The following is a 2,086-nucleotide window of genomic DNA, read 5'->3' as shown; positions in this document are numbered from 1 at the left end:
GCATGCGCCGTAAGAAATATGTCCTTGGTCTGTCCTTTGACCAGTATTTAAAACGACTATTGTAAGTCAAAAAATGTTTGTGGGAGAAAAATGGGGAAAAGACATTCTCATGCGTTTGTCGTGATAATGCCCCACAATCACTAGAAAATTACCGACGAATGAGGTATAATGATACTGAGGAATACAGGGCTATTCAAAAAGTTGCAACAGATGTTAAGTGGATGAACAAGGCTAAAGCTAATGGTTCGGTTATCTATAATGAAAATATCCCAATTTTATCAACTCCTAACAGTTCTATAACGCTAATAAAAGACGGAGAGCTTTATTCAAGGCGATATTTCGATGCAAGAGGCAGAGCTAAATTTGATTTAGATAATACTGACCATAAAAACGCAGCGCATCATCCAATAGTTCCGCATCAACATAACTGGACATGGTATTTAGACAAAGAAACTGGTGATTTTAAAAAAACTCGTTCAAAAGATAAGCCATTGACAATAGCTCAAAAGATTTCCAATTCAGATTTAGAGGGTATCAAACATGAGTAAGCCATTTTTTTCATCATTGGATGAGCTAAAAGAGGGATTTGATTGTAATATGGAATACGATATCAAACTTGAGGGGCATGAGTATTATATCGGCTTTTTTGGTGAAGATCGTGTCATTTCAGAACCATTTGGTGTCAACGTTATTATGATTAAAGACTTTGATGATTTGTTAGATGCAAATTTACACGGAACTACTTTGCGCCAGTCGTGGAACAAGGTAACAGCATAATTACAAGTTGCCTAAAATAAATGAAATCACAAAACACTTAGAAAAATCTAGGTGTTTTTTATTGTCCTAAAAACCGTAAAAAATCCCATTTCATTCAAAGTAAACTGAAATAGTAAATAATATTTTGCTTTTAGCGGGAGTTATCCGCTCAAAAAGAACTAAGGAGGTACAAATGGCATTTACAACAGAGGCTTTACAAGAGCTTGGATTGACAAATGACCAGATTAAAGATGTGTTTGCTTTGCATGGTAAAGACCTAAATGCACTTAAAGCTGACCTTGAGACAGCAACCCAAGAGCGAGATAGCCTTAAAAACCAATTGCAAAACACAGAGGCACAACTTGAAACGTTAAAAACAGATGCAAGTACCACAGCTGAACAAAAAGAGGCTTTGGAGGCTTTGCAAGCTGAATATGACAAGTATAAAGAGGATGCAGCTGCTGAACTTGCAAAAACTCAAAAGGTTAGTGCTATCAATCTTGCTTTGAAAGATACAAATGCACACAGTTCTGACGCTTTGATGAAGTTTATTGATGTTGATGCTATTGAGCTTGACGAAAATGGCAAACCAAAACTAGATGACATCATCACTGGTTTAAAGGAAAGTGACCCTTATCTTTTCAAGGCAGAAGATGATAAACCTAACCCTAATATCGTACCGCCAGGGAATCCAGCAGCTAATGGTGCAAGTGATACTGACCCATTCCAAGCAGTTATGGATAACTACGGCAAGTAAAAGAAAGGAGATTACACATGCCAGCTAATCAAAACAATTCCGCACGCCGTTATGAAAAACAATATGCGGGCATTTTGAAAACAGTATTTGGAGTGAGAGCTGCATTTACAGGCGCTTTATCTGAAATTCAAATTTTAGATGGTGTTCAAGAAAATTCAAAGGCGTTCTCTGTTAAAACAAACAATACGCCAGTTGTTGTTGGCGAATACAAGACTGGAACGAATGATGGAGGTTTCGGAGATGGTTCTGGAGCTAATTCACGTTTTGGTGACTTAACTGAAATCAAGTATGACAATACCGATGTCGAGTATGACTATACACTAACAATCCATGAAGGATTAGATCGTTACACTGTAAACAATGATTTAAATGCAGCTATTGCTGACCGCCTGAAATTACAGTCAGAGGCTCAAACACGAAAAATGAATACTCGGATTGGTAAATTCATGTCAGACAATGCAGGTAAAACAGAGGCTCTTGCTGATTTTACAGAGGCAAACATCAAGGCATTGTTTAACAAAATCAAGGCGCACTACGTTAATAAAGAGGTACTTGTACCAGTTACCATCTACC

Annotated in this window: 3 protein-coding genes and 1 pseudogene; all 4 read left to right on the top strand. The window is 37.3% G+C overall.

The genetic code is table 11. From position 1 onward, the window contains the following. Positions 1-158: 158 nt before the first annotated feature. Positions 159-548 (top strand): hypothetical protein, encoded by a 390-nt coding sequence (locus ACVRZH_RS10005; RefSeq protein WP_447455130.1) that lies wholly within the window; start codon positions 159-161, stop codon positions 546-548. After that, positions 541-777 (top strand): hypothetical protein, encoded by a 237-nt coding sequence (locus ACVRZH_RS10000; protein ID WP_447455129.1) that lies wholly within the window; start codon positions 541-543, stop codon positions 775-777. The genes ACVRZH_RS10005 and ACVRZH_RS10000 overlap by 8 nt, the downstream gene beginning before the upstream one ends. A 172-nt stretch (positions 778-949) precedes the next feature. Next, complete coding sequence (locus tag ACVRZH_RS09995; protein ID WP_447455128.1) at positions 950-1,513, top strand: phage scaffolding protein; 564 nt, start codon at positions 950-952, stop codon at positions 1,511-1,513. A gap of 17 nt (positions 1,514-1,530) precedes the next feature. After that, a pseudogene (locus ACVRZH_RS09990) lies at positions 1,531-2,086 on the top strand (phage capsid protein); the annotation flags it as partial.

It is taken from the genome of Streptococcus fryi (genome assembly GCF_053206505.1).
Note: the sequence above shows the minus strand (reverse complement) of the source record. Positions and strands in the feature narration are given on the sequence as shown.

Bases quoted from the DNA above. Each gene is read 5' to 3' on its own strand.
- ACVRZH_RS10005 (WP_447455130.1), top strand. From the start codon at position 159: ATGAGGTATAATGATACTGAGGAATACAGGGCTATTCAAAAAGTTGCA.
- ACVRZH_RS10000 (WP_447455129.1), top strand. From the start codon at position 541: ATGAGTAAGCCATTTTTTTCATCATTGGATGAGCTAAAAGAGGGATTT.
- ACVRZH_RS09995 (WP_447455128.1), top strand. From the start codon at position 950: ATGGCATTTACAACAGAGGCTTTACAAGAGCTTGGATTGACAAATGAC.